Source organism: Pseudomonas sp. 14P_5.3_Bac1 (assembly GCF_025466135.1).
Taxonomy (GTDB): domain Bacteria; phylum Pseudomonadota; class Gammaproteobacteria; order Pseudomonadales; family Pseudomonadaceae; genus Aquipseudomonas.
In genome coordinates, this window is sequence record NZ_JANLOF010000076.1 from 40377 (window position 1) to 66594 (window position 26218).

Below are 26218 nucleotides of genomic sequence, written 5' to 3' on the forward strand. Positions count from 1 at the left end.
GGTGGCAAAACCTTGAAGCTCAAATCCAAGTGCTTATGGCTCTTCGGTTTTGAGTTCCTGTTCAATCTTTTGGATTTCCTGGGCAAATGCCTGATCGAGCAAACTGGCTCGTTTGCGCCAGGGCTTGCGCTCGGGCTCAGGCTGAGCGGCGTAAGTGGTGATTTCCCCGCCGTAAACGTCCTTGTAACGTTGCTCCTGGCGCTCAAGTTCCGCGCGCAGTTCGTCTTTCGTCACAGTGTTACCTAAATGAGTTGAGTGTATTGAATGTGCAGCGCCACGCTTGAAAGTCGTCCTCGGGCTGTTTCAAGTTGAACAGGCGAACTGTTCAAGTTTGAAAGAAGCACAAGGGGCAAACGTTTAAGCGGATACGTGTGACCGGCGATGCTCGAACGCTGCAAAGCCTGGCGAGCTCCAATCCCGATTATTGTTACCGGGCCGACCTCTGCACAGGTTGCATTATAGCGACGTATTTGAATAACACTATCGTTGTGAAGTTAAAAAGCGTCAACGTTGCGTGAGGGTTTTGTTACATACAGGTGTCAGTCTTTTCGAAAAAACCGTGTCGACGTTCTGCACTTTTATAAATGGCGGATGATTGCTCAAACTTAAGCGATCCCTTCGGCAAATCCGTGAAGTGTGCTGCTTCGCTGAGCGCCATTGCGCGGTCGGCAAATTGCGATAATCGCATGATCGTCCGATAATCGCCCAAAGTTACTGACCCCGCCTTGTGCATTCTGGCCAGCGCGGCTTGTAATAGCGGCCAACCCTCCCAGCGGTTGAAAATAAGAGAAAGGACCCTGAAATGAACGATCAATTGCGCAACTCCTTCGCGTCAGTGGCGCCGCCGATCGTGGCGTCCCCGGCCAAGCGCATCCAGGCGTTTACCGGTGATCCGGACTTCATGACTTCCCTGGCCCGTGGCCTGGCCGTGGTGCAAGCCTTCCAGGAGCGCAAGCGCCACCTGACCATCGCCCAGATCAGCCACCGCACCGAAATCCCCCGCGCCGCCGTGCGCCGTTGCCTGCACACGTTGATCAAGCTCGGCTACGCCACCACCGACGGGCGTACCTATTCACTGTTGCCCAAAGTCCTGACCCTGGGGCACGCCTATTTATCCTCTACGCCGCTGGCGGTGTCGGCTCAGCCTTATCTCGATCGCATGAGCGAGCAACTGCATGAAGCCTGCAACATGGCGACGCTGGAGGGCGATGACATCCTTTATATCGCCCGTTCCGCCACCACCCAGCGCCTGATCTCCGTGGACTTATCGGTGGGCGGGCGCTTGCCGGCGTACTGCACGTCCATGGGCCGCATCCTGCTCGCGGCACTCGACGATGCCTCGCTGCAGGACTACCTCGACCATGCCGACCTGCAAACCAAGACCAGCCGCACCTTGACCACGCCCGACGCCTTGTTCGAATGTCTGCAGCAAGTACGCCAGCAGGGCTGGTGCATTGTCGACCAGGAGTTGGAGCAGGGCCTGCGTTCCATCGCCGTGCCGGTGTACGACGCGTCCGGCCAGGTGCTGGCCGCGCTCAACGTGAGTACTCACGCCGGTCGGGTCAGCCGCAGCGAGCTGGAGCAGCGTTTCCTGCCCAGCATGCTCAGCGCCAGCCGTGAGCTGAGTGCGCAACTGTTTGCCTAAGTGTTCGATGACCGCACAGATCCCGGCTTGATCAATTGACGGTGTTTCCCCTGGCTTATTAATGTGCGGCAGCGCTGTCAGCGCCGCCCAATAATAATGACGACCTCAGGTCGTTCGCCCGCCCATCGGTGTGGAAATAACAATAATGAATCAGCCCTCTGTCGGTACTAACCTGGACGTGCAGTCCTTTATCAATGCCCAGCCGTTGTCACGCTATCAATGGCGCGTGGTGATCCTGTGTTTCCTGATTGTCTTCCTCGACGGGCTCGATACCGCCGCCATGGGCTTTATCGCGCCCGCACTCTCGCAGGACTGGGGCATCGACCGCGCCAGCCTCGGCCCGGTAATGAGCGCCGCTTTGATCGGCATGGTGTTCGGCGCGCTGGGCTCCGGCCCGTTGGCCGACCGCTTCGGGCGCAAAGTGGTGTTGGTGAGTGCGGTGCTGGTGTTTGGCGCGTTCAGCCTGGCCTCGGCCTACAGCACTAACGTTGACCAGTTGCTGGTGTTGCGTTTCCTCACCGGGCTGGGCCTGGGCGCGGGGATGCCGAATGCCACCACGCTGCTCTCCGAGTACACGCCCGAGCGTCACAAGTCGCTGCTGGTCACCAGCATGTTCTGTGGGTTCAACCTGGGCATGGCCGGTGGCGGATTTATTTCGGCCAAGCTGATTCCAGCGTTCGGCTGGCACAGCTTGCTGATGATTGGCGGCATCCTGCCGTTGATCCTGGCGGTGGTGCTGTTGGTGTGGCTGCCGGAGTCGGCGCGCTACCTCGTGGTGCGCAATCGCGGCACCGACAAGGTGCGCAAGACCTTGTCACCCATCGAGCCCAACCTCGTCGCCCACGCCACCAGCTTCAGCGTGCCCGAGCAAAAAACCGTCAAGGCGCGCAACGTGTTCGCGGTGATCTTCTCTGGCACTTACAGCGCCGGCACCTTGTTGCTGTGGCTCACCTACTTCATGGGCCTGGTGATCGTGTACCTGCTGACCAGTTGGCTGCCGACCCTGATGCGCGATAGCGGCGCCAGCATGGAACAGGCGGCGTTTATCGGCGCGCTCTTCCAGTTTGGTGGCGTGTTGAGTGCGGTCGGCGTGGGCTGGGCGATGGACCGGTTCAATCCGCACAAGGTCATCGGCACTTTCTACCTGCTCGCCGGGGTGTTCGCCTACGCGGTGGGGCAGAGCCTGGGCAATATCACGTTGCTGGCCACCTTGGTGCTGGTTGCCGGGATGTGCGTCAACGGTGCGCAATCGGCGATGCCGTCACTGGCCGCACGCTTCTACCCGACCCAAGGCCGCGCTACCGGCGTGTCGTGGATGCTCGGCATCGGCCGCTTTGGCGCGATCCTCGGTGCGTGGATGGGCGCAACCTTGCTGGGGTTGGGCTGGAACTTCGAGCAGGTGCTGACGGCGCTGGTGATTCCGGCGGCATTGGCCACGGCGGCCGTGCTGATCAAGGGCATGGTCAGCCATGCGGACGCGACCTGAGGTCTGACACGATTTTGTAGCAGCCACGAGGCGATGTGGGAGCTGGCTTGCCTGCGATGCAGACGACTCGGTCCAGCAGGCAAATCGAGTTGATGCAATCGCAGGCAAGCCAGCTCCCACATTGACAGTTGGGCAGCTGAACTGGCTGCTTTACACGAAGATTAGCTAGACAACAATCCGTTCGATAATCGAACGCTGAGTCGATTATCGGATTGTTCGACCCCTTTGCCCGGCTTAATCTTCAGGCACTTGGGCGCCACCTCAGCGCCTTTTTCGATCAACACCGGGAGCCCGAACCCCATGGCTGAAATCCTTGCGCTGCGCGACGCGGTGAAGCAATTCGTGAATGACGGCGATACCGTCGCACTGGAAGGCTTCACCCACCTGATCCCTACGGCAGCAGGTCATGAAATCATTCGTCAGGGCAAGAAAGACCTGACGCTGGTGCGTATGACGCCTGACTTGATCTACGACCAGTTGATCGGTGCTGGCTGCGTCCGCAAGTTGATTTTCTCCTGGGGCGGCAACCCCGGCGTAGGCTCCCTGCATCGCCTGCGCGACGCGGTCGAGAAGCAATGGCCGCAACCGCTGGAGATCGAAGAACACAGCCACGCCGACCTGGCCAATGCCTACGTCGCCGGTGCATCCGGCCTGCCGTTTGCGGTGCTGCGCGCCTACGCCGGTTCTGACTTGCCCAAGGTCAACCCGCTGATCAAAACCGTGACCTGCCCGTTCACCGGCGAAGTGCTGGCGGCGGTGCCGTCGGTTCGCCCGGACGTCACCGTGATCCATGCACAGAAGGCTGACCGCAAGGGCAACGTGTTGCTCTGGGGCATTCTCGGTGTGCAGAAAGAAGCGGCCCTGGCGGCTAAGCGCTGCATCGTCACCGTCGAAGAGATCGTGGACGACCTGAATGCACCGATGAACAGCTGCGTGCTGCCGACCTGGGCGCTGACAGCGGTGTGTCACGTACCGGGTGGCGCGCATCCGTCCTACGCCCACGGCTACAACGAGCGTGATAACCGCTTCTATCAGGCGTGGGACCCGATCGCTCGCGATCGTGGGACCTTTACCGCCTGGATCGACGAATACATCCACGGCACTGCCGACTTCCGTGAATTCCAGGCCAAGCTGGCCGCCGCGCAGGAGGCCAAGTGATGGCTTACTCGACCAACGAAATGATGACCGTCGCCGCCGCGCGTCGCCTCAAGAACGGCTCGGTGTGCTTCGTCGGCATCGGCTTGCCTTCCAAGGCTGCCAACCTGGCGCGCCTGACCTCGTCGCCCGACGTGGTGCTGATCTACGAATCGGGCCCGATTGGCGCCAAGCCCAGCGTTTTGCCGCTGTCCATCGGCGACGGCGAACTGGCAGAAACCGCTGACACCGTGGTGCCGACCGGCGAGATTTTCCGCTACTGGCTGCAAGGCGGGCGCATCGACGTCGGTTTTCTCGGCGCGGCCCAGGTCGACCGATTCGGCAATATCAACACCACCGTGGTCGGCGATTACCACCAGCCCAAAGTGCGCCTGCCGGGTGCCGGTGGCGCGCCGGAGATTGCCGGCTCGGCCAAGAGCGTGCTGATCATCCTCAAGCAGTCGGCGCGGTCGTTTGTCGACAAGCTGGACTTCATCACCTCCGTCGGCCACGGCGAAGGCGGCGACTCACGTAAACGCCTGGGTCTGCCAGGCGCCGGCCCTGTAGGGATTATTACCGACCTGTGCATCATGGAGCCGGAAGAGGGCAGCCATGAATTTGTGGTCACCGCGCTGCACCCCGGCGTCACCCGCGAGCAAGTGGTCGCGGCCACCGGTTGGGCGATTCGGTTTGCCGATCAGGTGAGCACCACCGACGCACCGACTGACATCGAACTGAAGGCCCTGCGTGATCTCGAAGCCCGCACTGCCGCCGCCCATGGCCAAGCGCCAGGAGAAGCCTGATGCGTGACGTGTTTATCTGTGATGCCATTCGCACGCCCATTGGCCGCTTTGGCGGTGGTTTGTCCACGGTGCGTGCCGATGACTTGGCGGCCTTGCCGATCAAGGCCCTGATCGAGCGCAACCCTCAGGTTGAGTGGGCGGCGGTGGATGAAGTGTTCCTCGGTTGTGCCAACCAGGCCGGCGAGGACAATCGCAACGTCGCGCGCATGGCCCTGCTGTTGGCGGGCCTGCCGCAGAGCATTCCCGGCGTGACCCTCAACCGTTTGTGCGCCTCGGGCATGGACGCGATTGGCACGGCATTCCGTGCCATCGCCAGCGGCGAAATGGAGCTGGCGATTGCCGGCGGCGTTGAGTCGATGTCCCGTGCACCCTTCGTGATGGGCAAGGCTGATGCGGCGTTTTCACGCAACATGAAGCTTGAAGACACCACCATCGGCTGGCGTTTTATCAACCCGTTGATGAAGGCCCAGTACGGTGTGGACGCGATGCCGCAGACCGCCGATAACGTCGCCGATGACTACAACGTGTCCCGCGCCGATCAGGACGCTTTTGCCCTGCGCAGCCAGCAACGTACCGCCGCCGCGCAAGCTGCCGGGTTTTTTGCTGAAGAAATCGTGCCGGTGCGCGTCGCGCATAAAAAGGGCGAGACCGTGGTCGAGCAGGATGAGCATCCACGGGACACAACCCTGGAAGCCCTGGCCAAACTCAAGCCAGTCAATGGCCCGGACAAGACCGTCACCGCCGGCAACGCCTCGGGCGTGAATGACGGCGCAGCGGCGCTGATTCTGGCCTCGGCCGAGGCCGTGAAAAAACATGGCCTCACCGCCCGCGCCCGTGTGTTGGGCATGGCCAGTGCCGGTGTCGCACCGCGTGTGATGGGCATCGGCCCAGTGCCGGCGGTGCGCAAACTGGTGGAGCGCCTGGGCCTTGCGGTCACCGACTTTGATGTCATCGAGCTCAACGAAGCCTTCGCCAGCCAAGGCCTGGCGGTGTTGCGTGAGTTGGGCATCGCCGACGACGCCCCGCAGGTGAACCCGAACGGCGGCGCCATCGCCCTCGGCCACCCGCTGGGCATGAGCGGCGCGCGGTTGGTGTTGACGGCGTTGCACCAGTTGGAAAAAACCGGCGGCCGCAAAGGCCTGGCCACTATGTGTGTGGGCGTCGGCCAAGGTTTGGCCCTGGCGATTGAACGCGTTTAATAAGAGAGGATGGCTCCATGAGTGACAAGCCCGGATACCGGCGCCCGCAAGCGGGCACTCAACCCGATTACCTGCACCCGGCCTACCAGTCGACGAACTTGCGTTCGCCGTCTCAGCCGTTGGTGTTTCTGCCGCATTCCTTGTCAGAGATCACAGGCCCCAGCATCGGTGCCGAACGCGTCAATGAGAAGGACAACGACCTGACTGCCCAGCACGAGGGCGAACCTCAGGGCGAGCGCATCATCATTCATGGCCGCGTGCTGGATGAAAATGGCCTGCCGGTGCCGGGCATTCTGGTGGAGATCTGGCAAGCCAACGCCGCCGGTCGCTACAACCACAAGCGCGACCTGCATGACGCGCCACTGGACCCTAACTTCACCGGCACCGGCCGCACCGTCACCGACGCGGATGGCTGGTACCAGTTCCAGACCATCAAGCCCGGCGCCTACCCGTGGGGCAACCACCACAACGCGTGGCGCCCGGCGCATATCCACTTTTCGCTGTTTGGCCCCAGCGTGCTGACGCGGCTGGTCACGCAGATGTACTTCCCCGGCGACCCATTGCTGGAGTACGACCCGATCTACAACTGCGTGCCGGACACCTCGGCCAAGCAGCGCCTGATCGCCAGCTTCGACCTGGAAAAAACCATTCCTTCCTATGCCCTCGGCTACCGCTGGGACATCGTCCTGCGCGGCCGCGACGCCACGCCGATGGAGAAATGAGATGAGCCTTTACGCAACCACGTCCCACACCGTCGGGCCGTATTACCACATTGGCCTGACCTGGCTGAACCGCGAAGACCTGACCGTGCCGGCCACCCTTGGCGAACGCGTGGCGATCAGCGGGCAAGTGGTGGACGGCAACGGTGATGTCGTCAACGACGCCATGCTTGAAGTCTGGCAAGCCAATGCTGCGGGCAAATACGATCACCCGGAAGATGACCAGGCCAAAGCCGTCGATCCCAACTTCGAAGGCTTTGGCCGAGTGCCGGTAGATGCCGAAGGGCGCTTTCGCTTTACCACGATCAAGCCGGGCAGCGTGCCAGGGCTTGCGGGTACGACCCAGGCGCCGCACCTGGTGGTGCTGGTGTTTGCGCGTGGGCTGGTGAAGCACTTGCTGACAAGGATTTATTTTGACGGTGAAGCGTTGAATGGCGATGACCCGTTGCTGGCGTGTGTGCCGGCTGAGCGTCGCGGCACCTTGATTGCCAAAGCGGATGCGGGCGGTGTGCATCAGTGGAATGTGATTTTGCAGGGTACAGATAAGGAAACGGTGTTCTTCGATTACTGAGGTGGCTTAAAACCTGTCGCAGGCAAGCCTGCTCCCACATTTAAAGGTGTCCCAATCAAAATGTGCGAGCGGGCTTGCCCGCGATGAGACCCTTCGAGGCGACAAGTATCCAAAAGTCTGCTTGCGGAACATGGTTGTTGCAAAGTATGTCTAGGCTATAACCGTTCCCACTGAGTGAAAAACACATGACAACAAAAACGATTCACTACACCGGAGAAGAACGCAGCAAGCGGATTTTTGCAATTGTCGGGGCCTCGTCCGGCAACCTTGTCGAATGGTTCGACTTCTACGTTTATGCCTTCTGCGCCATCTATTTTGCCCCGGCATTTTTTCCGTCGGAGAGCCCCACCGTACAACTGCTCAGCACCGCCGGCGTGTTCGCCGCCGGCTTCTTGATGCGCCCTATTGGCAGCTGGGTGTTCGGCAGTCTGGCCGACAAGCACGGCCGCAAGAATTCGATGATGATCGCGGTGCTGATGATGTGCGCCGGCTCGCTGGTTATTGCGTTTTTGCCGACCTACAAAGACATCGGCATCTGGGCGCCGATCCTGTTGTTGGTGGCGCGCCTGTTTCAAGGCTTATCGGTGGGCGGCGAGTACGGCACCACCGCCACCTACATGAGTGAGGTCGCCCTCAAGGGCCAGCGCGGGTTCTTTGCCTCGTTCCAGTACGTGACCTTGATCGGCGGGCAATTGCTCGCGGTACTGGTGGTGGTGATCCTGCAGCAATTTCTCAGCGAAGATGAACTGCGCGCCTGGGGCTGGCGGATTCCATTTGTGGTCGGTGCCGTCGCGGCGGTCATCTCCTTACTGCTGCGCCGTACCTTGAAAGAGACCACCACCAAGGAAATGCGCGAACACAAGGACGCCGGCAGCATCACCGCGCTGCTGCGCAATCACACCGCGGCCTTTATCACGGTGCTGGGTTACACCGCCGGCGGCTCGCTGATTTTCTACACGTTCACCACGTACATGCAGAAGTACCTGGTGAACACGGCCGGGATGCATGCCAAGACCGCCAGTTACATCATGACCGGCGCGCTGTTCCTCTACATGTGCATGCAGCCGTTGTTCGGGATGCTGGCGGACAAGATCGGCCGCCGCAATTCCATGCTGTGGTTCGGCGCCCTGGGCTCGCTGTGCACCGTGCCGATCCTGCTGACCCTGAAAACCGTCAGCAGTCCGTTCCTGGCCTTTGTGCTGATCACCCTGGCCCTGGCGATTGTCAGCTTCTATACCTCCATCAGCGGCCTGGTCAAAGCCGAAATGTTCCCGCCCCAGGTACGTGCATTGGGCGTGGGCCTGGCGTATGCGGTGGCCAACGCGATTTTCGGCGGCTCGGCTGAAGTGGTTGCGCTGGGTCTGAAATCCATGGGCATGGAGAACGGCTTCTATTGGTACGTCACCGTGATGATGGCGATTGCTTTCCTGTTCAGCCTGCGCCTGCCCAAGCAGGCGGCGTATCTGCACCACGATCTGTAAGGAAGAGTTATGACACTGCGCACGAGCAATCAACTGTTCGACGCCTACTTCAGCGCTGACAGCATGGCCGATGTGTTCTGCGACCAGGGGCGTTTGCAGGGCATGCTGGACTTTGAAGCCGCGCTGGCCCGCGCCGAGGCCCAGGTCGGCTTGATTCCCCAGGCCGCCGTCGCGCCGATTGCCCAGGCGTGCCTGGCGTCTTTGTACGACGTGGATGCGCTCGGCGTGGCGATTGCCACGGCGGGCAATTCGGCGATTCCGTTGGTGAAAGCGCTGGGCAAGTTGATCGCCAGTGAAGACGCCGGCGCCGAACGTTATGTGCATCTGGGCGCGACCAGCCAGGATGTGATGGACACCGGCCTGGTCCTGCAACTGCGGCGCGCGCTGGCGTTGATCGACGCTGACCTGGCGCAACTGGGTGAGACGCTTGCCGTGCAGGCCCAGCGTTATGCGCGCGTGCCATTGGCTGGGCGCACCTGGTTGCAGCATGCGACACCGGTGACCCTGGGCATGAAAATCGCCGGGTGGCTGGGGGCGGTGACGCGCAGTCGTCAGCGTCTTGCCGAGCTCAAACCGCGCCTGCTGGTGCTGCAGTTTGGCGGCGCGTCCGGAACGCTGGCGGCGCTGGGTGAGCAGGCAATGCCGGTGGCCGAAGCCCTGGCTGCGCAGTTGCAATTGAATTTACCCGAGCAACCCTGGCACACCCACCGTGACCGGCTGGTGGAGTTCGCCAGTGTGCTCGGCCTGATCGCCGGCAGCCTGGGCAAAATGGGGCGTGATATCAGCCTGTTGATGCAGACCGAAGCGGCGGAAGTGTTCGAGCCCTCGGCGCCCGGCAAAGGTGGTTCATCGACCATGCCGCACAAGCGCAACCCGGTGGGCGCCGCCGTATTGATCAGCACGGCGACCCGCGTGCCGGGCCTGGTGGCGACGATGTTGAGCGCCATGCCTCAGGAACATGAGCGCAGCCTTGGCCTGTGGCATGCCGAATGGGAAACCCTGCCGGACATTTGCCGGTTGGTGTCCGGCGCATTGCAGCAGGCGCTGCTGGTGGCCGACGGGCTGGAGGTCGACCCTGAGCGCATGGCGCGCAACCTTGAGCTGACCCAGGGCCTGGTGCTGGCCGAAGCCGTCAGCAGCGTGCTTGCCCAGCGCCTGGGCCGGGAAACCGCGCACCATCTGTTGGAGCAATGCTGCAAACGCGCCGTTGCCGACGGGCGCCATCTGCGTGCAGTGCTGGCCGACGAACCGCAGGTCACCGCCGAGTTGTCAGCCGCTGAACTGGACCGCCTGCTCGACCCGGCCCACTACCTCGGCCAGGCGCACACGTGGGTCACCCGCGCGGTGGCCGATCATTTTGCCTTGACCGCGTAAGGAGACCGCTGTGCCATTTGTACAACTCGCCGAGGGCGAACTGCATTACCAACTGGACGGCCCGCTCGACGCGCCGGTGCTGGTGCTGTCCAACTCCCTGGGCACCGACCTGCATATGTGGGACATCCAGATCCCGGCCTTCACCGAGCATTTTCGCGTGGTGCGTTTCGACACCCGTGGCCACGGCAAGTCCTTGGTCACCGAGGGGCCGTACAGCATTGAGCAACTGGGCCACGACGTGATCGCGCTGTTGGATGCGCTGCAGATCCAGCGTGCGCATTTTTGCGGGCTGTCCATGGGCGGCCTGATCGGTCAGTGGCTGGGCATTCATGCCGGTGACCGTTTGCAGCGGCTGGTGGTGTGTAACACCGCGGCCAGGATCGGCACGCCGGAGGTGTGGAACCCGCGTATCGAGATGGTCCTGCGCGATGGCCCGGCCGCCATGGTGGCGCTGCGTGATGCGTCTATCGCCCGCTGGTTCACCGCCGATTTCGCCGCCGCCAACCCGCACCAGGCCAGGCAGATTACCGACATGCTCGCTGCCACGTCGCCCGAGGGTTACGCCGCCAATTGCGCCGCCGTGCGCGATGCGGATTTTCGCGAGCAGCTGGCATCGATCAAGGTGCCGACCCTGGTGATTGCCGGGACCGAGGACGCAGTGACACCGCCGGCCGGCAGCCACTTTATCCAGAACCACGTGAAGGGCGCCGAGTACGCCGAGTTCTATGCGGCCCATCTGTCCAACGTCCAGGCCGGGGCTGATTTCAGTCACCGGGTGCTGAGGTTCTTGCTGGCTGAATAAACCGTGTGACGAGCGCGCTTGCCACCACCACCGGTGATCGAGCCGAGACCCAATTGAACCAGGAGCTTTTTTGTGGACGAGAAACACCGTTACGCCGCCGGCCTGCAAGTGCGCCGCGAAGTGCTGGGCGACGCACATGTCGACCGCAGCCTGAATGCCCTGACCGAATTCAACAGCGAGTTCCAGGAAATGATCACCCGCCACGCCTGGGGTGATATCTGGACCCGCCCCGGCCTGCCGCGGCACACCCGCAGCCTGATCACCATCGCCATGCTGATCGGCATGAACCGCAGTGAAGAACTGAAACTGCACCTGCGCGCCGCTGCCAGCAACGGCGTGACCCGCGCCGAGATCAAGGAAGTGCTGATGCAAAGCGCGATCTATTGTGGGATTCCGGCGGCGAATGCGACCTTCCACCTCGCCGAGTCGGTATGGGATGAGCTCGGCGTGGAGTCGCGCCAACAGAATTGATTTGAAAGGCACTCAAGTGTGGGAGCGGGCTTGCCCGCGAATGCGGTGGATCAGTTAAAGATAAATTGACTGACCCACCGCATTCGCGAGCAAGCCCGCTCCCACATTGGTTTCAGTGGGAATCCGCATCCCATACCCAGTTCCACACCCCCGGCAGGTGCACCACTTCATTCACATCCTTGACCGTGCGCGCCAGCGCCGCGCGTTCCAGCACGGCGCGGTCGGTATAGAACGGCTCGGCCGCAGTCTTCATGCCGTTGATCCGAGCGCTGTCCATCAGGATCTGCAAGTACTCCTGCAGGTGCCGCGCGGTGTAGCGGTTGATGTCATGGAAGGTCACCACCACCGGTATCACGCCGTCCACTGTCGGTAACTCGCCCAGCGCGATGCGCTCGCGCACCACCGACAGCTGCCGATACAAATTCGCCCGGCGCCGTGGGCTGCCGTTGAAGCCCCAGATCTTGCCGTCATTGGCACTCAGGTCGGTCAGCAACACATGCATGCCGTGGCGCTGGTAGGCAGCGAAAGTGCGCTTGTCGTAGTTCCAGAAGGGCGGGCGTACCAGCGCGGGTGAGGCGCCGGTGATGGCGGCGATATCGGCCGCGCCCTGGCTGAGGGTGCTTTCAAGCTCGGCGTCGCTCAACCAGCGGTGGTTGGTGTGAAACCCGGTGGCGGTGTGGAAGGCCAGCACGTGACCCGCCGCGTATTCACGCACCATGGTCTTTCGGCCCCGCGGGCTGCCGCCTGAGCGGGAGGCTTCGGTCTGCAGGAAGAACACCGCCTTGATACCCGGCAACACCGGGTTATTCGCCAGGTCAGCCACCACCGAGCGGCTCGGGTTGTTGTAGCCCGAGGCGCTGGGGCCGTCATCAAAGGTCAGCAGGAAACGGATCGGCGCCTGGGCTTGCAGGCGTTGTTCGGTCTGCGGCGTCAGCGCGATAGGCGCGCCGATGCAGCCGGTGAGCAGAATCGACAGAATGACAATCAGGTATTTCATGGCGGCCTGGGTTCAGAGCTGGTCATCCGTGTCGTTGAGTCCCTGTGCCGGGTGATGGGCGCGTGCACGATACAGCATGAGCGCGGCTGTCATCAGCGGTAAATCGTGCCGCCTGTCTTGAAGGGGCGGGCTGGCTTCACGCGTAAGGGGTTCGAGTCGTCGTCGCCATTGCCTTGTGCATGACCCACGCGGCTGCCAATACGGCATGGTCATTGCCGCGCGCGCGTGAGTTTTGAGGTATTGGCGGGGAACGTTCCCGCTCCCATTGAGGCAACTTGCTAAAAAACAGCCGCGACCAATCAAGTCGCGGCTGCCATTCGCACTGATGGACGCCTACAGCAGGCTGATCGGGTAACTGACGATCAGGCGGTTCTCGTCGAACTCATTGTTGCTGTAGTCGCGGCGCATGCTGGAGTTGCGCCAACGCACGTTCAAATCCTTGAGGGCGCCGCTTTGCACGGTGTAGCCCAGTTCGCTCTCACGGCCCCACTCCTTACCGTCGGTGATGGCCCCGGTGTGCACGTTGCTGCCGCTGATATAGCGGTTCATCAGGGTCAAGCCCGGGAGGCCGAGGACGACAAAGTTGAAATCGTGGCGCACCTGCCAGGATTTTTCCTGGGCGTTGTCGTAGCTGGCGTTGTAGCTGTCGTTGGCCAGGGTGCCGCCGCTGGTACCGTTGACGCGCATCCACGCGCTGTTGCCGGTGAGTTTTTGCAGGCCGACGTAGAAGGTATTGCCACCGTAACGCGCAGAAAACAGGCCGGACCAGGTCTTGTTGTCCAGCTCACCCGCACGGGCGCTGCCGTCATCCTTGCCGTAGAAGAACCCGAGGTTGGCGCCCAGGGTCCAGTCACCCACGGGCTGGCTGTGGATCAGGTTGACGTACTGCTGGCGGTAGATGTCCTTGAGCTGGGCATTCCATATGCCGATCTGGGTGCGTTTGTCGTTGAACGCATATTCGCCGCCCTGGAAGTTGAAACGGTCGGAGGTGAAGGCGGTTTTACCGGACATCGACATGTCCGTCATGCTGCTGTCATCGCGCGGGCTGTTGGCGCGGAACTGACCGCCGTAGAGCGTGAGGCCGTCGATTTCCTTGGAGGTGATCTGCCCGCCGCGCAGGGTTTGCGGCAGGGAGCGGCCGTCGTCGGCGCGCAGGATCGGCAGCACCGGCATCCACTCGCCGACCTTCAGTTCGGTCTTGGAAAGCCGCGCCTTGAACGCCACTCCTAGGCGCCCGAAGTTATCGGCCGGGCGGCCGTCGTGGTCCAGCGGCAGCAGCTGGGTGCCACCGGTGCCGCGCCCGCCATCAAGCTTTTGTGAGTACAACCCCAGCACATCCATACCCAAACCCAGCGTGCCCTGGGTGAAGCCGGACCGGGCGTCGAGAATGAAACTTTGCGTCCATTCCTGCGCGCCGCCCTGGGCTTTGGTCGGGTTGGTGTAATTGCGGTTGAAGAAGAAATTGCGCAGGTTGAGGTTGGCGCTGGCGTCTTCGAGAAAGCCGTGTTCTTCGGCGACGACAGGGAGTGCAAGACTGGCGACAGCGGTCGCCAGCCACAGCTGGCGCGGTTGGAAAATGCTCATGGTGTTGGACCTGTTGTTATTGGGGTTATGCAGGTGCCGGCCATGGTGCTTGGCGGTGTGGACGTGATGAAAGTGGGGCAGGGCGGGTTGTGGGCGCTGATCGAACGCAAGTTGATGGGCATGCCTGCATCGGCTGCCCGCCCTTGGGAAAGTTACAGTCGAGATTCAACCAGGCGGGTCAACGGAAAGGCAGGCAGGTACAGCTGGAACGCGAGCGTCAGTACCACCATGACCACCAGAAACACCAGTTGCCAGGGGCTCCAGTAACTCCAATGCAGGCCGCTGATCCACGGCCATTTGGCATTGAAGGATTCGTCGACCGTGCCCATGCGCCGGTGGCTGAACAAGTGGATCAGGATCATGCCCAGATACGTCACTATGCCCATCACGCCGAGCAAAAAGCCGAACATCACCAGCATCCCCACTTGCGGAATACCGTGGCGCAGGACCAACCAGTATTGGCGTGGGTTGAAGCGTTGGGGCAACAGCCTCTCGCTCAGCCATAGGTCGGCAACGAGGAATCGCGAGGTGATGGCGGCCCAGCCCTGAGTGAGGCGTATAGCGACGACGGTCGGCAGGAAGGTCATCAACATGAAGATGAAGAGTTCGAGCGGCACCGGGCCTTTTTTCAGGTGAATGGAGGCCACGCACGTGGCAATGGCCAGCCCGCCCCACACCCTGCCCCAGGTTTGTCCGGAGACCGGGCGCGGCAAAAATTTTCGCCAAAAAAATACATCGGGTTGCGGCAGGCGCTCCAGTAACGACGGATAGCGCCAGGCAAACTTTTGCGACAGTTGCTGGCACGCGTTCCACTGATCATCACCAAACTGGGACACCAAACGGAGCTGTTCGGCAGTCGGCATCCGCGTCAGCAGCAAGCGTGCGGGCAAGGTGTCGGGTGCGTTGCGCGGGCCGTTGTGGGCTTTTTCCAACAGGGTGTCGTAGAAACTCTCCTGTTCGCAGCGTTCAACCAGGCCCCGCCACATCCACTCGGGCTCGGGGTGCAGGCCTTTCTGGTCATCCCAGCCAAAGACCTGGCAGACGCGCTCAAACAACGGCACGCTCCACGTGGTGTCGTGGAGCAATTGCAGGACGATGCGCTGCCATTGTTGTTGCAGGTCGAACACGCGCAGCCAGGGTTGCTGGTTGTAGGCTTTAAGCAGGTTGACGAACTCGCGCTCGGCCTTTTGCTCCAGCTGTTCCTGCAGCGCCTGGCGATACGCCTGCAGCAGCTCGCCGCTTAGCGCCTCATGTTGCCAGGGGCTCATCGCCACACGTTGCCAAGGCGTCAGCCATTCCAAGTGCTGCACCGCCCAGGCGGCAATTGCCGCACGCTCACCGGGGGCATCGAAACAGTGGCGCAGCAGAGCTGCCTGGAACGCATCGGCGCAGAGTTGATGCTGGGCCTGTTCCCAGCGCTCGTCGAGGGTGTGAGCGCCCAGCCCGTTGATCAGCGCTTGCGCGCGCGTTTGCTCGGGCGGCAGGTCGAACAGGGCAGGGCTGACGAGGCGAGTATCGTCAAACTGCGCGTATTCATGCGGGTTGCCGTCGGCCAGTTCGGCCACTGGCGCGTCGATGACTTCGACCTCTTCGTCCTCATGCTCGGCCCGCCAGCGCGCGATATGCAGCGCTTGTTCGTAAGCCTCACGCAGGCGCTGGAAACCCTCGGCGTCGTCGTCCGGGCGGCAGCTTTTCAGCAGCCGCGCGTAAGCACGCTTGATGGTGCGCTCGTCGGCATCGTCCGCCAGTTGCAACACTGTCCAACAGTCCATGTCGTTCTCTCTCAGCGCCAGAACCCGTTGTCGAGTTGCTCAAGTTGGCGGGTAAGTTCGCTGCGGGCCTCACGGATGCGGCGTTCGTCCTGGGTGTCGAGCACTTGCTGGAACTGCGCGGCCCAGTGCCCGAGTTGTTCGCGCAACTCGCCGAGGTTTTCCTGGTAGAGCCGTTCGAGGCGGGCGGTCAGTACGGTGTTGACCTGCTGGTCGCGCGGGTGAATCTTCAACAGCGCCAGGGCCTGCAGGCGTTGCTGGATCTCCTGCGGGCTAAGCACGCCGGGGTTGTTCTCGATCACCAGTGAATGCTGCTCGCCGGTCAGCGGAATGTTCACCTGGGCCTCGAGCAAGCCGTTGTTGTCGTAGGTGAAGCGCACGTCCAGCGAGACCTCGCCGGCCTTGCGCTTGGGCACGGGAATTTCCAGCTGGCCCAGTTCGATGTTGTCTTTCACCAGACGGCTTTCGCCTTGGTAGATTTTCAACAGCACGCGGGTCTGGTCGTCGTGGAGGGTGACCACACTCTTGACCCGGCTGACCGGCACGCTGCTGTTGCGCTCGATCAGCGGCAGGTAATGCCCGCTTTCGATATGGCCGCCATATTGGTTCGAGGTTTCGATGCCCAAGGTGTAGGGGCAGACGTCGGTCAGCACGATCTCTTCCAGCGCTGCCGAACGGGCCTTGAGCGCTGCCTGAATTGCCGCGCCGTGAGCGACCACCTGGTCCGGATCGAGGCTGATGGACGGGAAGCGCCCGAACAAGCCAGCGGCCAGTTTGCGCACCAGCGGCATGCGCGTGGTGCCGCCGACCAGCAAGATTTCATCCAGATCGCCGACCCGAATCCGCGCATCGCGCAGGGCGCGCTCAATCGGCGCGCGCAGGCGCTCCAGCAAGGGCGTGTAGAGCTTGGCGAGTTCAGCCTGGGTGAGGGTTGTGGCCCATTGCTGGCCGTCAACGCGCAGGGCGAACTCGGCGCTGTCGTCCTGGCCCAAGGCTTTGCGCACGCGCTCGGCTTCGCGGCGCAGGGCTTGCAGTACCGTGCTGGTGGGCGGGAAGCCCTGGGCATTGCGCTGGCTGTCGACGAAGTGTTCGAGCAATAAGGTGTCGAAATCTTCGCCGCCCAGGAAGTTGTCGCCGGCGCTGGCGCGTACTTCCATCACGCCGTCGAACAGCTCGATGATCGACACGTCGAAGGTGCCGCCGCCGAGGTCGAACACCAGGAACGAGGTTTCCTTGTCACGCTGGTGCAGGCCGTAAGCCAGTGCGGCGGCGGTGGGTTCGTTGATGAGTTTTTCAACGTTGAGCCCGGCCAGTTCACCGGCGATGCGCGTGGCCTTGCGTTGGCCGTCGCTGAAGTAGGCGGGCACGCTGATCACGGCTTCGGTGACGGTCTGGCCGTAGGTGCGCTCGATGTCTTCTTTCAGGCTTTTGAGCACCAGCGCCGAGAGTTCTTCGGGGCGGAACGAGCGGTCGCCCAGGCGCACTTCGGTGGCACTGCCCATGTAGCGCTTGAACAGCGAGGTGGTCAGGTGCGGGTGGGTGTGCAGGCGTTCCTTGGCGGCTTGGCCCACCAGGATGCGGCCTTGGTCATCCAGGCCGACCACACTCGGGGTCAGCAACTGGCCAAGGGCATTGGGCACCATTTCGGTAGCGTCACCGCGCCAGACGGCGGCCAGGCTGTTGGTTGTGCCCAGGTCGATTCCTACGATCATTACGACAAGCTCCCTTTGTGGTCTGTAAGAATCTGTAACCAATTTTACCCTGAAAGGTTCCGCAGAAAGCAAGGCAAGCCCGCTTGCTGTAGTGAGCGGGCAGGTTGTGGCGAGCGGGCTTGCCCCGCGTTGGGTGGCGAAGCCGCCCCGATACAGGCTCCGCGTAGTGCCAGATGGAAATTGGTCGCCTGGTTCGGGGCCGCTTCGCGCCCCAACGCGGGGCAAGCCCGCTCGCCACGAGGAGAGGAGGGTTATCACCAGGCATAAAAAAACCGCTTCCGGTGAGGGAAGCGGTTTTATCTACAACAGCACGATTAGAACAACTTCAGTGCCGGTGCTTCTTCTTTCACAGGCTCGTTCTTCGCGGTCTGCTCGTTCCAGCCACCACCGAGGGCCTTGTACAGGTTGACCTCGCTGTTGAGCTGCGCCAGACGGTCGGTGATCAGCGATTGCTGGGCACTGAACAGCTGGCGCTGGGCGTCGAGGAACGTCAGGTTGCTGTCGACACCAATGCGGTAGCGACGCTCGGCCAGGCGGTAGTAATCCTGGTTGGCCGCGACGAAGCCACGCTGGGCGTCCAGTTGCTGCTTGTAGGTCGCACGCGCGGCGAGGCCGTCGGAGACTTCCTGGAAGCCGGTCTGGATGGCCTTCTCGTAGTTGGCCACGTTGATCTCTTTCTGGATCTTCGAGTAGTCCAGGCTTGCGCGCAGGCTACCGGCGTTGAAGATCGGGATGTTGATCTGCGGCGCAAACGACCAGGTGCCCGAACCGCCTTTGAACAGGCCGCCCAGGGTTGGGCTGGCAGTACCGGCACTGGCGGTGAGGCTGATGCTCGGGAAGAACGCTGCACGCGCCGCGCCGATGTTGGCGTTGGCGGCCTTGAGGTTGTACTCGGCCTGCACAATGTCTGGACGACGTTGCAGCAGGTCCGATGGCAACCCGGCTGGCACTTCGCTGAGCAGGTCATCCGACAGCGGCTTGCTGGCGATATTGGCCGGCAAACCGGTGCCGAGCAGCAGGGTCAGGCTGTTTTCGTCCTGGGCCACCTGGCGTGTATAGCGCGCCAGTTGCACACGGGCGTTTTCCACCGAGGTGCGCGCCTGGCTGAGGTCGAGGGCCGAGGCCACGCCGACTTCGTTGCTGCGCGAGGTCAGCTTGTAGCTCTGCTCGAATGCACCGAGGGTGTCCTGGGTCAGCTTGAGCAGTTCCTTGTCGGCCTGCCAGGTCAGGTAGGCGTTGGCCACACTGGCCACCAGGCTGATCTGGGTGCTGCGCCGCGCTTCTTCAGTGGCGAAGTACTTTTGCAGTGCTTCTTCGCTGAGGCTGCGCACGCGGCCGAACAGGTCCAGCTCATAGGAGCTGATCCCCAGGCCCGCCGAGTACTGGCTGGTGATGCCCGCTTCGCCGGTCTGCGACAGCTTGGCCGGCGTACGCGTGCGGCTGCCGCTGCCAGTGGCCGAGATGGCCGGGAACAGGTCGGCACGCTGGATCTGGTACTGCGCCGCATAGGCGTCGATGTTCAGGGCCGCGACACGCAGGTCACGGTTGTTGACCAGCGCGGTCTGGATCAGCTGCTGCAGGGCAGGGTCATGGAAAAACTGCTTCCAGCCCTGCTCGGCAGCGGCCTGGCCCGGCGCCTGGGCCGACGAATACGCCGGCCCCTGCGGGTACTGCGCTGCCACCGGCGCTTCGGGGCGCTGGTAATCAGGTATCAGCGAGCAGCCACTGAGCACGAATGCCGTGACGGCTAGGGAAAGTAGCGACTTGCTCATTGGCCAGCCTCTTTAGGAGTTTCAGTAGTGTCCGTCTTTTTGTTGCGCTCGCCAGCAGACGACACGGTTGCAAAGAACAGTGGCACCCAGAAGATCGCCAGAACGGTGGCGGTGATCATACCGCCAATTACGCCGGTACCGATCGCGTGCTGGCTGCCTGAGCCGGCACCGGTGGAAATCGCCAGGGGCAGTACGCCGAGCATGAACGCCATGGACGTCATGATGATCGGCCGCAGACGCATACGAGAGGCTTCGATGGCCGACTCGACGATGCCTTTGCCCTGTTCGTGAAGCTCTTTGGCGAACTCCACGATCAAGATGGCGTTTTTCGCCGCCAGGCCCACCGTCACCAGCAAGCCCACCTGGAAGAACACGTCGTTGGACAGCCCGCGCATGCTGGTGGCGATCAACGCACCGATCACACCCAGTGGCACCACCAGGATCACCGCGATTGGAATCGACCAGCTTTCGTACAGCGCTGCCAGACAGAGGAACACCACCAGCAGCGACAGGGCATACAGCGCAGGCGCCTGGGAGCCGGACAGGCGTTCTTCATACGACAGGCCGGTCCACGCATAACCGACACCCGCCGGCAGGTCCTTGGCAATGCGCTCGACTTCTGTCATCGCATCGCCGGTACTGTAGCCAGGCGCCGGAGTACCGAGGATTTCCATCGCGGCTACACCGTTGTAGCGCGAGAGCTTCGGTGAACCGTAGATCCACTTGCCCGACGAGATGGCCGACATTGGCACCATCTTCCCGGAGGTGCTGCGCACGAACCATTTATCCAGGTCTTCCGGGGACATCCGGCTGAAAGCATCGCCCTGCACATACACTTTCTTCACGCGACCACGGTCGATGAAGTCGTTGACGTAGCTGCCACCCAGGGCGATGGCCAAGGTCTGCTGAATGTCTGACAGGCTGATGCCCAGGGCGCTGGCCTTCTCGTCGTCGACGCTGAGCTCGTACTGCGGTTCATCGTTCACGCCGTTGGGACGCACACCTGCCAGGATCTTGCTTTGTGCCGCTGCACCCAGGAACTGGTTGCGCGCAGCCATCAGCTTGTCGTGACCGACGCCGCCCTGGTCTTGCAGGAATACGTCGAAACCGGTGGCGTTACCCAACTCCAGAACCGAAGGCGGCACGATGGCATACACCATGGCGTCCTTGAACGTCTGAGAGAAGTAAGTCTGGGCGCGCTTGGCAATTTCGAATACCGAGTTGGATGCGTCGCGCTCCTCCCATGACTTGAGCATCACGAAGGCCAGGCCAGAGCTTTGGCCACGGCCCGCAAAGTTGAAGCCGTTTACGGTAAACACCGATTTTACGCCTTTGCCTTCGCCTGGCTCGCCTTCCTTGTCGTTCAGCAGGTAGGCACGCATGTCGTCAATGACGGTCTGCGTGCGCTCCGCCGAAGAACCGACCGGCGTCTGTACCTGAGCGAAGATCACGCCCTGGTCTTCATCGGGCAGGAACGCGGCGGGGATGCGCATGAACAGCCAGATCATGCCGGCCAGGATCAGCGCATAGACCAGGAACGCCGGAATCTTGTGCTTGATCATGTTGCCGACGCCGCGTTCGTAGCTCAGTACGCCACGGTCGAACGTGCGGTTGAACCAGCCGAAGAAACCGCGCTTGGGTTGGCCGTGCTTTTCCGGGTCGATCGGCTTGAGCATGGTTGCGCACAAGGCCGGTGTGAAGATCAGGGCAACCAGTACCGACAACGCCATCGCCGAAACAATGGTGATGGAGAACTGTTTGTAGATCACACCGGTGGAACCACCGAAGAACGCCATCGGCAGCAGTACTGCGGACAACACCAGGGCAATACCCACCAGGGCGCCCTGGATCTGGCCCATGGACTTGACCGTCGCCTCTTTAGGCGACAAGTGCTCCTCGGCCATCACTCGTTCGACGTTTTCCACCACCACGATGGCATCGTCCACCAGCAAGCCGATGGCCAGGATCATGCCGAACATGGTCAGGGTGTTGATGGTGAAACCGAACGCAGCGAGGATCCCGAAGGTACCCAGCAATACCACCGGTACGGTCATGGTGGTGATGATGGTGGCGCGGAAGTTCTGCAGGAACAGGAACATCACCAGGAACACCAGCACGATCGCTTCGACCAGGGTGTCAACCACACCGGAGATCGATTCGGTCACCACCGGGGTAGTGTCATACGGCACCACCGCCTTCATGCCTGGCGGGAAGAACGGTTCCAGGGACGCCACGGTGGCGCGGATGGCCTTGCCGGTGTCCAGAGCGTTAGCACCGGCCGCCAGCTTGATCGCCATGCCGGATGCCGGTTTGCCGTTGAACTGTGCCGCGATGCTGTAGTTCTGACCGCCCAGCTCGATACGGGCGACATCCTTCAGGCGTACCTGTGAGCCGTCGGTATTGACCTTCATCAGGATATTGCCGAACTGCTCTGCAGACTGCAGGCGGGTCTTGCCGATGATGGTTGCGTTCAACTGGGTGCCGGGCACGGCAGGCAAGCCGCCGAGTTGGCCGGTAGCCACCTGCACGTTCTGTGCGGAGATTGCGGTGCTGACATCCACTGGCGTGAGCTGATAGTTGTTCAGCTTGGCCGGGTCGAGCCAGATGCGCATGGCGTACTGCGAGCCGAACACCTGGAAGTCACCTACACCGGCGGTCCGCGAAATCGGGTCCTGGATGTTGGACACGATGTAGTTGGACAGGTCGTCCTTGGTCATGCTGCCGTCTTCCGACACCAGACCGATTACCATCAGGAAGTTCTTCACCGACTTGGTCACGCGGATACCCTGCTGCTGCACTTCTTGCGGCAGCAGTGGGGTCGCCAGGTTCAACTTGTTCTGCACCTGAACCTGGGCGATATCCGGGTTGGTACCCTGGTTGAACGTCACGGTGATGGTCATGCTGCCGTCGGAGTTACTGTCCGAGGAAACATAACGCAGGTTGTCGATACCGTTGAGCTGTTGCTCGATCACCTGCACCACGGTGTCCTGCACGGTTTGTGCAGACGCGCCTGGGTAGGTCACCTGGATGTCGATGGCGGTCGGCGCAATGGCCGGGTATTGGTTGATGGGCAACTTCAGGATCGACAGTGCCCCGACCAGCATGATCACCAGGGCAATTACCCAGGCGAAAATGGGACGGTCGATAAAAAATTTCGACATGGATTACTCCCCTTTACCAGCATCGGCAGCAGGCGCTGCGGCAGTGCCGGCGGGTTTGGCGTTGTCTGCGTCCTTGACCTTGACTTCGATGCCCGGCTTGATGAATTGCAGGCCTTCGGTGATCACGCGGTCACCGGCGTCCAGGCCTTTTTCCACCAGCCAGTAGGCGCCGGCAGTACGGTTGGCGACCAGCTGACGTTGCTCGACCTTGTTGTCCTTGTTCACGATCAGCGCAGTCGGGATGCCCTTGAGGTCACGGGTCACGCCTTGCTGCGGGGCCAGTATGGCCTTGCTGTTCACACCGGCTTGCAGCTGGGCGTGGACGAACATGCCCGGCAGCAGGGTGTGATCAGGATTCGGGAACACGGCGCGCAGGGTCACGGAACCGGTGGTCTGGTCGACCGACACTTCGGAGAATTCCAGCTTGCCGTCCTGGCCATAGGCGCTGCCATCTTCCAGGGTCAGCTTGACCTTGGCGGCATTTTCGCCGGCCTTTTCCAGCTGGCCGCTTTCCAGGTCACGGCGCAGTTTCAGCATTTCAGCCGAAGACTGCGTGACGTCGACATAGATCGGGTCCAATTGCTGGATGACGGCCATGGCATCGGCCTGGCCATTGCTGACCAGTGCGCCTTCGGTGACCGAAGAACGGCCAATACGCCCGGAGATCGGCGCGAACACTTTGGTGTAGCGCACATTGATCTGGGCGGTTTGAACGTTTGCTTCGGCAGTCATGCGGTTAGCGACGGCAGTGTCGTATTCCTGGCGGCTGACGGCTTGCTCATCGACCAACTGCTTGTAGCGGTCGGTGATGGACTTGGTCTGGGTCAGGCTGGCTTGTGCGCTTTTCAGGGTCGCGTCATACACCGATGGGTCGATCTGGTAGAGCTGTTGCCCTTCCTTCACGTCGGCGCCTTCCTTGAACAGACGCTTGAGAATGATGCCGTTGACCTGAGGCCGAACTTCCGCAATGCGGAAGGCGGTGGTACGCCCCGGCAATTCGGAGGTCAGGGTAAAGGCTTGCGGTTGAATGGTGACCACGCCGACCTGAGGGGTTTGAGCGGGCGGAGCCGCTTCTTCCTTTTTACATCCGCTGAGCAGCGATGCCAGGGCGACGGCAGTGACCAGAGCGGTAACAGCTGGCTTAAGTTGCATGAAGATCCTCGGGTCAGGCGCGCAGAATGCGCACAAGAAGTGTGGAAGGGTAAAAAACAAGCTGTGAGTAGATAAGTAGCTTGCTACGCAATATACTTACGTTCATGGTTGTTTGTAAACTCTTGACAGGCTTCGCGGAATGCTGACAAAGCAGGTCCAAAAGCCTCGATTTTAGTACGTTCGGCGCCCATGACGGTGTCGTCCCACAATTATTTAGATGATCGTTACCGTCTATTAAAGCTGCGTTATCGATAGTCCCAAGTGTTCTGATTGAGGTTTTACTGCCATGGTTCGTCGCACCAAAGAGGAAGCTCAGGAAACGCGCAGCCAGATTCTCGAAGCCGCCGAACAGGCCTTTTATGAGCGCGGCGTTGCGCGCACTACGCTGGCGGATATCGCGGCGCTGGCCGGTGTGACGCGCGGTGCCATCTACTGGCATTTCAGCAACAAGTCCGATTTGCTCCAGGCACTGCTGGACACGCTGCACGAGCCCCTGGACGAGCTGGCCCGGGCGAGTGAAAGCGAGGATGAGGTCGATCCGCTTGGCTGTATGCGCAAGCTGTTGATTCATTTGTTTCATCAGGTGGCCCTGGACCCGAAAACCCGGCGCATTAATGAGATTTTGTTTCATAAGTGCGAGTTCACCGATGAAATGTGTGACATGCGCCGCCAGCGCCAGACCCATAGCCTGGAATGCAACCTGCGTATCGGCCTGACATTGCGTAATGCGGTCCATCGCGGGCAGCTTCCGGAAAATCTCGACACCACCCGTGGTGCGGTGTGCATTCATGCCTACATCAATGGGCTGATTGGCCAATGGCTTCTGGTGCCCGACAGCTTTCAGTTGCATCAAGAGGCCGAGCGCTGGGTTGATGCAGGGCTGGACATGCTGCGCCTGAGCCCCAGCCTGCGCAATTAAGACAAAATGCGTAATTGCGTCCAGTTGTGTCAACAGCAAAGACGAGCGACAGTCGATCGTCCTTGCGCCTGAAAGGTGGGGTGACTTTATATACGGGCTGGCGGCCGGTTGATAGGTAGCCGCCTAAGTATTTTGTAGCAATATTGTTGCAAGCCTGTGAAGGAATGTTTCTAAAGCTGGCGCAAATCAACATGTTGGGGTGGCTTGGGTGGGAGCCGGGCTTGCCCGCGATGCAGGCACCTCGGTACGCCAGAGGCACCGCAGCGATGCTATCGCAGGCAAGCCGGCTCCATACAAGCCTGCTGCCACATTCAATCTCCGGTATTCCAGCGCGCAGTAAAAAGCCCCGGTTCCTGCGAACCGGGGCTTTTGCGTTTCAGACGATCAAAGCGCCAGGGTTGGGTAGTCGATGTAGCCGACCGGGCCTTTGGCGTAGAAGGTTTCCGGGTGCGCTTCGTTCAGCGGCGCGTCGGCCTTCAGGCGGGCCGGCAGGTCCGGGTTGGCAATAAACGGTACGCCGAAGGCCACCGCGTCTGCCTTGCCCGAGGCCAGCCAGGCATTGGCGCTGTCCTTGGTGAAGCGTTCGTTGGCAATGTACGGGCCACCGAAGGCTTTTTTCAGTTGTGGACCGAGGCTGTCGCCGGCTTCTTTTTCACGCGAGCAGATGAACGCGATGCCACGCTTGCCCAGTTCGCTGGCGACGTAGGTGAAGGTTTCGGCCAGGTTGTCGTCGCCCATGTCATGGGAGTCGGCACGCGGCGCCAGGTGCACACCCACGCGGCCGGCGCCCCAGACGTCGATGGCGGCGTCGGTCACTTCCAGCAGCAGGCGCGCACGGTTTTCCAGGGAGCCACCGTAGTTGTCGGTGCGCTTGTTGGTGCTGCTTTGCAGGAACTGGTCGAGCAGGTAACCGTTGGCGCCGTGGATTTCCACGCCGTCAAAGCCTGCGGCCTTGGCGTTTTCGGCGCCGACGCGGTAAGCGTCAACGATATCGGCGATTTCAGCGGTTTCCAGCGCACGAGGCGTCGGGTAGTCGGCCAGCGGACGCACCAGGCTCACGTGGCCCTTAGGCTGGATCGCGCTGGGTGCCACCGGGGTTTCGCCGTTCAGGTACGACTCGTGGGAGATACGTCCGACGTGCCACAGTTGCAGGAAGATCTTGCCGCCCGCGCCGTGCACGGCCTTGGTCACATTGGCCCAGCCGCGTACCTGGTCGTTGGACCAGATGCCCGGGGTGTCAGGGTAGCCCACGCCCAGCGGTGTCACGGAGGTAGCTTCGCTGAGGATCAGCCCGGCAGACGCGCGTTGCACGTAGTACTCGGCCATCAGCGCGTTGGGTACGCGGCCTTCATCGGCACGGCAGCGGGTCAGCGGCGCCATGATGATGCGGTTGGACAATTGCAGGTCGCCCAGTTTGATCGGATCGAAAATAGTCGTCATGGGATAACACCCTTCTGTTTAAGTGGA

General features: G+C 61.6%; 22 protein-coding genes. 12 read left to right on the forward strand and 10 right to left on the reverse strand.

Features of this window, described 5'->3' with window-relative positions; translation table 11 throughout:
• Window positions 1–33: 33 nt before the first annotated feature.
• Both NTD89_RS19975 and NTD89_RS19980 read right to left on the reverse strand, forming a co-directional pair.
• The gene (locus NTD89_RS19975; protein ID WP_057701255.1) at window positions 34–234 is read right to left on the reverse strand and encodes a hypothetical protein; all 201 of its coding nucleotides are present in this window, start codon (window positions 232–234) and stop codon (window positions 34–36) included.
• Window positions 235–526: 292 nt separating this feature from the next.
• Window positions 527–814: a hypothetical protein gene (locus NTD89_RS19980; protein WP_262209263.1), complete on the reverse strand. Its 288-nt coding sequence runs from the start codon at window positions 812–814 to the stop codon at window positions 527–529.
• On the opposite strand from NTD89_RS19980, the gene pcaR reads away from it, so the two are divergent.
• From pcaR to pcaC, 11 genes are all read left to right on the forward strand, one after another.
• On the forward strand, window positions 803–1645 hold the full coding sequence (gene pcaR / locus NTD89_RS19985) for a pca regulon transcriptional regulator PcaR (protein WP_145162733.1): 843 nt from the start codon (window positions 803–805) through the stop codon (window positions 1643–1645). The two genes, NTD89_RS19980 and pcaR, sit on opposite strands and share 12 nt — an antisense overlap.
• Before the next feature lie 145 nt (window positions 1646–1790).
• Complete coding sequence (locus tag NTD89_RS19990) at window positions 1791–3131, forward strand: MFS transporter (protein ID WP_145162736.1); 1341 nt, start codon at window positions 1791–1793, stop codon at window positions 3129–3131.
• A 300-nt stretch (window positions 3132–3431) separates the two neighbouring features.
• Window positions 3432–4289 (forward strand): CoA transferase subunit A, encoded by an 858-nt coding sequence (locus NTD89_RS19995; protein ID WP_145162739.1) that lies wholly within the window; start codon window positions 3432–3434, stop codon window positions 4287–4289.
• A complete protein-coding gene (locus NTD89_RS20000) occupies window positions 4286–5068 on the forward strand; it encodes a CoA-transferase subunit beta (RefSeq protein WP_242194199.1) in 783 nt (260 codons plus the stop codon). The genes NTD89_RS19995 and NTD89_RS20000 overlap by 4 nt, the downstream gene beginning before the upstream one ends.
• Window positions 5065–6267 carry a 3-oxoadipyl-CoA thiolase gene (pcaF, locus tag NTD89_RS20005; protein ID WP_262209292.1) on the forward strand — a complete coding sequence of 401 codons (1203 nt, stop codon included), beginning with the start codon at window positions 5065–5067 and terminating at the stop codon, window positions 6265–6267. The genes NTD89_RS20000 and pcaF overlap by 4 nt, the downstream gene beginning before the upstream one ends.
• A gap of 17 nt (window positions 6268–6284) precedes the next feature.
• A complete protein-coding gene (gene pcaH, locus NTD89_RS20010; protein WP_145162748.1) occupies window positions 6285–6989 on the forward strand; it encodes a protocatechuate 3,4-dioxygenase subunit beta in 705 nt (234 codons plus the stop codon).
• Between the two features lies 1 nt (window position 6990).
• On the forward strand, window positions 6991–7557 hold the full coding sequence (gene pcaG / locus NTD89_RS20015) for a protocatechuate 3,4-dioxygenase subunit alpha (protein ID WP_145162751.1): 567 nt from the start codon (window positions 6991–6993) through the stop codon (window positions 7555–7557).
• A gap of 185 nt (window positions 7558–7742) precedes the next feature.
• A complete protein-coding gene (locus NTD89_RS20020) occupies window positions 7743–9038 on the forward strand; it encodes an MFS family transporter (RefSeq protein WP_262209265.1) in 1296 nt (431 codons plus the stop codon).
• Between the two features lie 9 nt (window positions 9039–9047).
• Entirely contained in the window at window positions 9048–10412 is a 1365-nt protein-coding gene (locus NTD89_RS20025) for a 3-carboxy-cis,cis-muconate cycloisomerase (RefSeq protein WP_262209267.1), read from the forward strand.
• 10 nt (window positions 10413–10422) lie between these two features.
• Window positions 10423–11214 (forward strand): 3-oxoadipate enol-lactonase, encoded by a 792-nt coding sequence (pcaD, locus tag NTD89_RS20030; RefSeq protein ID WP_262209268.1) that lies wholly within the window; start codon window positions 10423–10425, stop codon window positions 11212–11214.
• Between the two features lie 72 nt (window positions 11215–11286).
• A complete protein-coding gene (pcaC, locus tag NTD89_RS20035) occupies window positions 11287–11685 on the forward strand; it encodes a 4-carboxymuconolactone decarboxylase (protein WP_262209270.1) in 399 nt (132 codons plus the stop codon).
• 112 nt (window positions 11686–11797) lie between these two features.
• Here pcaC and NTD89_RS20040 read toward each other — a convergent pair whose 3' ends face one another.
• The 7 genes from NTD89_RS20040 to NTD89_RS20070 all read right to left on the reverse strand — a co-directional run bounded on the left by NTD89_RS20040 (window position 11798) and on the right by NTD89_RS20070 (window position 23832).
• The gene (locus NTD89_RS20040) at window positions 11798–12682 is read right to left on the reverse strand and encodes a polysaccharide deacetylase family protein (RefSeq protein WP_262209272.1); all 885 of its coding nucleotides are present in this window, start codon (window positions 12680–12682) and stop codon (window positions 11798–11800) included.
• Window positions 12683–13015: 333 nt separating this feature from the next.
• A complete protein-coding gene (locus tag NTD89_RS20045; RefSeq protein ID WP_242194192.1) occupies window positions 13016–14266 on the reverse strand; it encodes an OprD family porin in 1251 nt (416 codons plus the stop codon).
• Between the two features lie 152 nt (window positions 14267–14418).
• Window positions 14419–16038 (reverse strand): J domain-containing protein, encoded by a 1620-nt coding sequence (locus NTD89_RS20050; protein ID WP_262209275.1) that lies wholly within the window; start codon window positions 16036–16038, stop codon window positions 14419–14421.
• A gap of 11 nt (window positions 16039–16049) precedes the next feature.
• The gene (locus tag NTD89_RS20055; RefSeq protein WP_242194187.1) at window positions 16050–17747 is read right to left on the reverse strand and encodes a molecular chaperone HscC; all 1698 of its coding nucleotides are present in this window, start codon (window positions 17745–17747) and stop codon (window positions 16050–16052) included.
• Between the two features lie 314 nt (window positions 17748–18061).
• Window positions 18062–19519 (reverse strand): AdeC/AdeK/OprM family multidrug efflux complex outer membrane factor, encoded by a 1458-nt coding sequence (gene adeC, locus NTD89_RS20060; protein WP_119738870.1) that lies wholly within the window; start codon window positions 19517–19519, stop codon window positions 18062–18064.
• Window positions 19516–22680, reverse strand: coding sequence for an efflux RND transporter permease subunit (locus NTD89_RS20065; RefSeq protein ID WP_262209278.1), 3165 nt, complete (start codon window positions 22678–22680; stop codon window positions 19516–19518). Before NTD89_RS20065 ends, adeC begins: the two co-directional genes overlap by 4 nt.
• A gap of 3 nt (window positions 22681–22683) precedes the next feature.
• Window positions 22684–23832 carry an efflux RND transporter periplasmic adaptor subunit gene (locus NTD89_RS20070; RefSeq protein ID WP_119738874.1) on the reverse strand — a complete coding sequence of 383 codons (1149 nt, stop codon included), beginning with the start codon at window positions 23830–23832 and terminating at the stop codon, window positions 22684–22686.
• Between the two features lie 286 nt (window positions 23833–24118).
• Here NTD89_RS20070 and NTD89_RS20075 point away from each other — a divergent pair, with 286 nt between their 5' ends.
• Window positions 24119–24751 carry a TetR family transcriptional regulator gene (locus tag NTD89_RS20075; protein ID WP_027604391.1) on the forward strand — a complete coding sequence of 211 codons (633 nt, stop codon included), beginning with the start codon at window positions 24119–24121 and terminating at the stop codon, window positions 24749–24751.
• A gap of 384 nt (window positions 24752–25135) precedes the next feature.
• On the opposite strand, the gene NTD89_RS20080 is transcribed toward NTD89_RS20075, so the two are convergent.
• A complete protein-coding gene (locus tag NTD89_RS20080) occupies window positions 25136–26191 on the reverse strand; it encodes an alkene reductase (RefSeq protein WP_145162774.1) in 1056 nt (351 codons plus the stop codon).
• Between the last annotated feature and the right edge of the window lie 27 nt (window positions 26192–26218).